Source organism: Marinobacter sp., from assembly GCF_041690455.1.
Classification (GTDB): domain Bacteria; phylum Pseudomonadota; class Gammaproteobacteria; order Pseudomonadales; family Oleiphilaceae; genus Marinobacter.
Window position 1 is genome coordinate 23,019 of sequence record NZ_JAWLHI010000050.1, and the last position, 6,884, is coordinate 29,902.

The 6,884-nt window shown below is 57.9% G+C and carries 3 protein-coding genes; 1 reads left to right on the forward strand and 2 read right to left on the reverse strand.

What is annotated here, in order from left to right; translation table 11 throughout:
• Window positions 1–83: 83 nt before the first annotated feature.
• Window positions 84–1,214, forward strand: coding sequence for a DcaP family trimeric outer membrane transporter (locus tag ACESMW_RS13045; protein WP_372987456.1), 1,131 nt, complete (start codon window positions 84–86; stop codon window positions 1,212–1,214).
• A gap of 522 nt (window positions 1,215–1,736) precedes the next feature.
• On the opposite strand, the gene aceF is transcribed toward ACESMW_RS13045, so the two are convergent.
• Complete coding sequence (aceF, locus tag ACESMW_RS13050) at window positions 1,737–3,380, reverse strand: dihydrolipoyllysine-residue acetyltransferase (RefSeq protein WP_372987457.1); 1,644 nt, start codon at window positions 3,378–3,380, stop codon at window positions 1,737–1,739.
• Window positions 3,381–3,390: 10 nt separating this feature from the next.
• On the reverse strand, window positions 3,391–6,054 hold the full coding sequence (gene aceE / locus ACESMW_RS13055; RefSeq protein WP_372987458.1) for a pyruvate dehydrogenase (acetyl-transferring), homodimeric type: 2,664 nt from the start codon (window positions 6,052–6,054) through the stop codon (window positions 3,391–3,393).
• Window positions 6,055–6,884: the final 830 nt, after the last annotated feature.

Consider the following 6,884-nt stretch of genomic DNA (forward strand, 5'->3'; position numbering starts at 1 on the left):
CGACGAATTTATTTGAATTGTCATGGATTCGTAACTACCTTGTTTGTGGGTCCAACAACAACAAATGTGTGGAGACAACAACGATGCAAAGTAATAACAAACTGAGAATGGCAATTCGTGCGACGGCAGCAGTAGCTGTGATGGGCGTAGCGGGACAAGCAGGCGCTCTCACTCTGGACGTCGGCGATGACACCGAGGCTAGCCTGTATGGTTTTGCCCGACTCAACATGAGCTATGATCTGGACGACAACCGTGCAGTTTCTACTCGCGCGGGTTCTTTTACTCCCGCCAACGAAGAGATTGATGGCCACTTTGGCGCTGACGTACAGCAGAGCCGTCTCGGCGTAAAAGTAAACCACTCCTCTGGCGTGATGGTAAACGTTGAGGGTGACTTCCGTGGCTCCGGCAACAGCGCAGGCAGCCTGCGTATGCGTCACGCCTACGGCACCTACAATAACGTTCTGGCTGGTCGCACCTGGTCTAACACCATCAGCTTCGTGGCCTTCACCCCGACACTCGACTTTGACGGCATAGCAGGCAGCCACGGTAGCTGGGATCGCACCGAGCAGGTTCGCTACACCACTGGACCGATGTCCTTCGCCATTGAAGATCCAAGCGCTCAAGCTATCGTGGACGGCTCAGGCCGCACTTCGGCTCCAGCGTTTACTGCACGCTTCGAAGACTCGGCTGACGCCGTCTCCTTCGCAGCCTCTGCTTCAGCCAGCCAGGTCACAGCTGATGATGGCACCAACGATGACAGCGCAATCGGCTTCTCGGTCCATGGTAGCGCAAAACTGAAACTGAGCGACATGTTTTCTGTTCAGGGCTCGGTCAACTACACCGATGGCGCAACCGGTTATCTGTGGCGCTCCGGCAGCAACTACTACGGCCCAAGCGCGTACATGGATGGAACTAGCATTGAAACCATCGAAGCCTATGGCGGAAACGTCGGTGTCAGCATGGCGCTGGGTGGTGGCAGCAGCATCAACGTGGCCTACGGCATGACTACGCAGGATCTGGACGATGCGGTTGCAAATTCTTCGCTGACTGATGCAGCGCCGGAAACCAACCAGAACCTGTTCGTCAACTATATGTGGACACCGGTCCAAAACGTCATGATGGGCGTTGAGTATGGTTACTTCGATCAGGAAACCGTTGCCGGCGATTCCGCTGACGCGAACCGTCTGATGTTCGCAGCCCAGTACAGCTTCTAATCCTTCCTTTTTAGAAGTTAACTCGGAAAGGCCCCGGCATTTGCCGGGGCTTTTTCGTTTCTGGGAGAGAGCCAGGTTTTGTCGCTGCACTGCGCTCCGATCCGCTCTGACTCGGTATTGTTTGGCCAACCCCAAGGTCTGAAGCAACTCAGGGGTCTGATGAAAACCTTCACCTGACCCCGTTTTGGAATTCAGCGCCAAAGCTTTGGGGATCAGTCCAGGAATGGGGTCAGAAGAAAGTGTTCTTCAGACCCCGGAGTAGCGCCTCGGCTCCAGGGATCGATCCAAGAAAGGGGTCAGAAGAAGGATTTCTTCTGACCCCGGGCCGGCTGAACATTGCAGAGGTATCTGAAGAGCCAGAACGACAAAGGCCGGGGCCGCGTTTCAGGACTGTTGAGGGCCATGGACGGCCCGAAACAAGCGCACAGGGATGTGCTTGTAGCGTGTCCTGAAACGTGGCCCCGGCCTTTGTCGCGCCTCCCAGCCCTCAGGCCTGGAGGCGCATAGCACGGAGCTTAAAACCTACAGCAGCAGGGTCCGAATATCCCCCAACAGCTGCGTCAGCAGATTGCTAAACCTGGCCGCATCGGCCCCGTTCACCGCACGGTGATCATAGGACAGCGACAGCGGCAGCATCAGCCGCGGCTGGAACTCGTTGCCATCCCAGACCGGCTTCATGGCCGCCTTGGAGACACCGAGAATAGCCACCTCCGGCGTGTTCACGATCGGTGTGAACGCCGTACCACCGATACCACCCAGACTGGTGATGGTAAAGCAGGCGCCCTGCATCTCGGTAGGCTTCAGCAGCTTGTCCCGTGCCTGCTGGGCCAGCTCGGCACTCTCGGCCGCCAAATCCCACAGCCCTTTCTGGTCCACGTCACGAATGACCGGAACCATCAGACCATGCGGGGTATCCACCGCGATACCGATGTGGATGTACTTCTTGCGAACCACCTCCTTGCGCTCCATGTCCAGGGACACGTTGAACTGGGGCAGTTCCGCCAGTGCCGCCGCACAGGCCTTAAGCAGGAACGGAAGCGGGGTCATCTTCACGCCCTTCTTCTCGCCCGCCGCCTTCTGCGCCTTGCGGAAGCTTTCCATCTCGGTGATGTCGGCTTCGTCGAACTGGGTCACGTGGGGCACGTTCAGCCAGCTACGCTGCATGTTGGTGGCCGTGGCCGCCATCATGCGCGACATGGACTCGCGCTCCACTTCGCCAAACTGGCTGAAGTCCGGCAGTTTCACGCCCGGTATGCCGGAACCCGTCGCCACGCCGGCACCCTGCTGGGCCTGCTGCAACTGGCTCTTCACGTAGGCGTGGACATCATCCTTGATAATGCGGCCTTTCGGGCCGGAGCCTTTCACACGAGTCAGGTCCGCGCCCAGTTCCCGCGCCAGCTTGCGTACGGCCGGGCCGGCATGGACCTTGGCACCCGGCGCAGGCGGTTCGTAGGTGGAACCCTGGGGCTGCGGCGCCGATTCCTGCGTGGACTTCTCCGCAGGCTTGCTTTCCGCCTTCTCTTCCTTCGCCGGCTCGGAAGGTGCTTCCTCTTCTTCGCCGCCTTCCTCGACGACGGTCATTTCCAGCAGGTCGTCACCCTCGGAGAGCTTGTCGCCCTCCTTAACCAGGATTTTTTCCACCTTGCCAGCATAGGGGGACGGCACTTCCATCGTCGCCTTGTCGGATTCCACCGTCACCAGCGGAGCGTCCGCCTCGATGGTGTCGCCTTCGGAGACGTTGATCTCGATGACCGGCACATTGTCGAAACCGTCCAGGTTCGGCACCTTGACCGTTTCCTTGCGGCTGCCGCCGGATTTTTTCTTCGGCGCCGGCTTGCTCTCTTCGGATTTGGTCTCGGATTTCTCCTCGACCTTCTCCGCTTGCTGCTCGGGCTCACCCGCGTCCTCCGCGGACTCACCCGCTCCACCGGACGCGTCGATCATGCCGACGACATCGCCTTCACTGACCTTGTCACCCACCTTGACGGTGATCCTGGTGATCTTGCCGGCGGTCGGCGCCGGCAGTTCGACCGACGCCTTGTCGGATTCCACGGTCAGAATCGGATCTTCTTCCTCAACCGAATCCCCTTCGCTGACGATGATTTCGATGATCTCGACTTCATCAGCACCGCCGAGATCGGGAACCTTGATTTCCTGTTCACTCATGGCGGTCTCCTTAGCTCAGCACCGGGTTCGTTTTGTTGCGGTCGATTCCGTACTTGCGCATCGCTTCGAGAACCTGTTCCTGCTTGATCTCTCCATCTTTGGCCAGGGCCGCCAGAGCGGTAACGGTCACATAGTAGCGATCCACCTCGAAGAAGTTACGCAGCTTCTCGCGGGTATCGCTGCGGCCGAAGCCGTCGGTGCCCAGGGTCATGAAGGTCTTGGGGATGAATGCCCGCAGCTGCTCGGAATGCAGCTTGATGTAGTCGGTGGAAGACACCACCGGCCCCTGGGCATCTTCCAGCATCTGGGTCACGTAGGCTTTCCTGGGTTTGTCGTCCGGGTGCAGGTGGTTCCAGCGTTCCACATGCTGGCCGTCACGGGCCAGTTCGTTGTAGCTGGTCACACTCCAGACGTCGGAGGCCACGCCCCAATCGTCCTTCAGCATCTGGGCAGCTTCACGCACTTCGTTCATGATGGCACCGGAGCCCAGAAGCTGGACCCGCGGGCTCTTCTTGCGGCCCTTGGTCTCCACCGATTCAAACTTGTACATGCCCTTGATGATGCCGTCTTCACAGTCTTTCGGCATGGCGGGCTGTTCGTAGTTCTCGTTTTCGATGGTCAGGTAGTAGAAGACGTTCCGGTTCTCCTCGAACATCTCTTTCATACCGTGGCGGATCACGACTGCCATCTCGTAACCGTAGGCCGGGTCGTAGGCCTTGCAATTCGGAATGGTGTTGGCGAGCACGTGGCTGTGACCGTCCTGGTGCTGGAGGCCTTCACCGTTGAGCGTGGTGCGGCCGGCAGTACCACCGATCAGGAAGCCGCGGGCCTGCATGTCGCCGGAGGCCCAGGCCAGGTCGCCCACACGCTGGAAACCGAACATGGAATAGAACACATAGAACGGGATCAGCGGGAAGCTGTTGGAGCTGTAGGAGGTGGCGGCCGCCATCCAGGTGGCCATGGCACCGTCTTCGTTAATGCCTTCCTGCAGGATCTGGCCTTTCTTGTCCTCCCGGTAGTACATGATCTGGTCCCGGTCCTGGGGCACGTACTTCTGGCCCTCGGAGGTGTAGATACCCAGCTGACGGAACATGCCTTCCATACCGAAGGTCCGGGCTTCGTCCGGCACGATCGGTACCACGCGCTTACCGATCCGCTTGTCCTTCACCAGGGCGGTCAGAATGCGCACGAATGCCATCGTGGTGGAGATCTCACGGCCATTGGAGCCTTCGAGCACCTGCTTGAAGATGTCCAGATCAGGGATCTGCAGCGGCTGGCAATCCTTGTTGCGCTTGGGGTAGAAGCCACCCAGTTCCTGCCGGCGCTTTTTCATGTAGACCAGCTCGGGGCTGTCCGGTGCCGGGCGGTAGTAGGGAACATTCTCCAACTCGTCGTCCTTCAGGGGCACACCGAAGCGGTCGCGGAATTCCTTCAGGGTGTCGATATCCAGTTTCTTCAGGGAATGGGCCGTGTTCTGGGCTTCGCCCGCTGCCCCGAAACCGTAGCCCTTGATGGTGTGAGCCAGGATCACCGTCGGCTTGCCGTTGGCCTGGTTGACCGCACGATGATAGGCCGCATAAACCTTGTACGGGTCGTGACCACCACGATTCAGCTTCTGGATGTCTTCATCGGACAGGTTCTCGGCAAGCTTGGCCAGCTCCGGTGATCTGCCAAAGAACTCCTTGCGGGTATAGGCCGGGCCCTTGAACGTGAGATTCTGCAACTCACCATCGCAGATTTCGTCCATGGCACGCTGCATGACCCCGTTCTGATCTTTCTCGAACAGCGGATCCCACATGCGGCCCCAGACCACCTTGATCACGTTCCAGCCGGCACCCCGGAACACGCCTTCCAGCTCCTGGACAATCTTGCCGTTACCACGGACCGGGCCATCGAGGCGTTGCAGGTTACAGTTGACCACCCAGATCAGGTTATCCAGGTTCTCGCGCCCGGCCTTGGAGATGGAACCCAGGGTTTCAGGCTCGTCGCACTCACCGTCACCCACGAACGCCCACACCTTGCGGCCGTCCATATCGATCAGCTCACGATTATGCAGGTACTTCATCACGTGGGCCTGGTAGATCGACTGGATGGGACCAAGACCCATGGACACCGTCGGGAACTGCCAGTAATCCGGCATCAGCCAGGGGTGCGGGTAGGAGGACAGGCCTTCGCCATCCACTTCTTCGCGGTACTTGTCCAGCTGGGATTCCTCAAAACGGCCTTCCAGGAAAGAGCGGGCGTAAATACCCGGCGCCGCGTGGCCCTGGAAGTACACCAGATCGGACTCGCGCTTCTCGTCGCCACCGTGGAAGAAATAGTTGAAGCCCACGTCGTACAGCGTGGCCGCTGAGGAGAAGGTGGAAATGTGGCCACCCAGATCGCCCGGGCGCTTGTTGGCGCGAACCACCATGGCCATGGCATTCCAGCGGATCAGGGAACGGATACGACGCTCCATGAACAGATCACCGGGCATCTGCGCCTGCTGGGTGACAGGAATGGAGTTGCGGAACGGCGTAGTGATGGAATACGGCAACTCGGTGCCATCGCGGCTGGCGCGCTCGGAGAGTCGCTCCAGAATGTATTTGGCTCGCTCAACGCCTTCGTTCTCGATCAGAGATTCCAGTGCGTCAAGCCATTCACTGGTTTCAATGGGATCATCGTCCTGGTACATCAAACCCTCCCCTTGGCATCAAAAGGTGCAGCGCGGGCCACGATCAGCAGCCGCTGCGCATACGGTGTCGATAAGCTGCGTGAAATGCAGAGTAATTGTTATGGGTGTATCAGCCTGATGGCGGTACTGCAGGACAGTACATGGAACCTCCATCAAGCATAGAACAGCTTTCAAAGTTTTCCTGCCCGGCCGGCCCTGTGGAATCAGGCTTTTGGCCCGCGGCAAGCCGGTGGTTCGAGAGCGTGCTCAAATTGATGCGCCCGAAGTTGTAGTGTTTTTACTACATTTTGATTGAGCAAAGCAATCAAATGGGCCTTTACGACCCTTCGAACAACATTCCATTGCGGTTACTTACGCAAGAATGACCTTTTTCAGACCACCACACAACCAGAATCAGACCAAGGTCGTAGTTTTCCGAACACGCCCGAAATTCATAGCGTTACTAAATGATCCGGCATCGATCTTCCCCTACCCTGGAACTGTTTTTTCTTTATTTTCAGTTACTTTTAAGCTCCGCCAGGTATCACACCCTACATCTCTGGTGACTTTTTTTAATTAGACCTGAAAATAAATTCCGATTTATGTATACTTGCCTGCCCGTTTTTTAACCACCGGAAAAGTGGTCCGACCACTTTTTCAGTCATTGGCAACAACAGAGGGCGATCTATGAACTCCATCGTCACCTTTCCGAACCGGATTCCCACTACGGAGTTCGAGGAACGGCGTTTCAAGGTCTACACGGACCGCCAGCTCGACAAGATCGACATCATTCAGAATCTCCCTGAAGAGACCCTGTTTGAAATGAAGGTGGTAGCCAGCGTGCTGCCATT

What these genes read in the sequence shown, in the direction of transcription:
- ACESMW_RS13045 (WP_372987456.1), top strand. Translation starts at nt 84, where the DNA reads ATGCAAAGTAATAACAAACTGAGAATGGCAATTCGTGCGACGGCAGCA.
- aceF (WP_372987457.1), bottom strand. Translation starts at nt 3,380, where the DNA reads ATGAGTGAACAGGAAATCAAGGTTCCCGATCTCGGCGGTGCTGATGAA.
- aceE (WP_372987458.1), bottom strand. Translation starts at nt 6,054, where the DNA reads ATGTACCAGGACGATGATCCCATTGAAACCAGTGAATGGCTTGACGCA.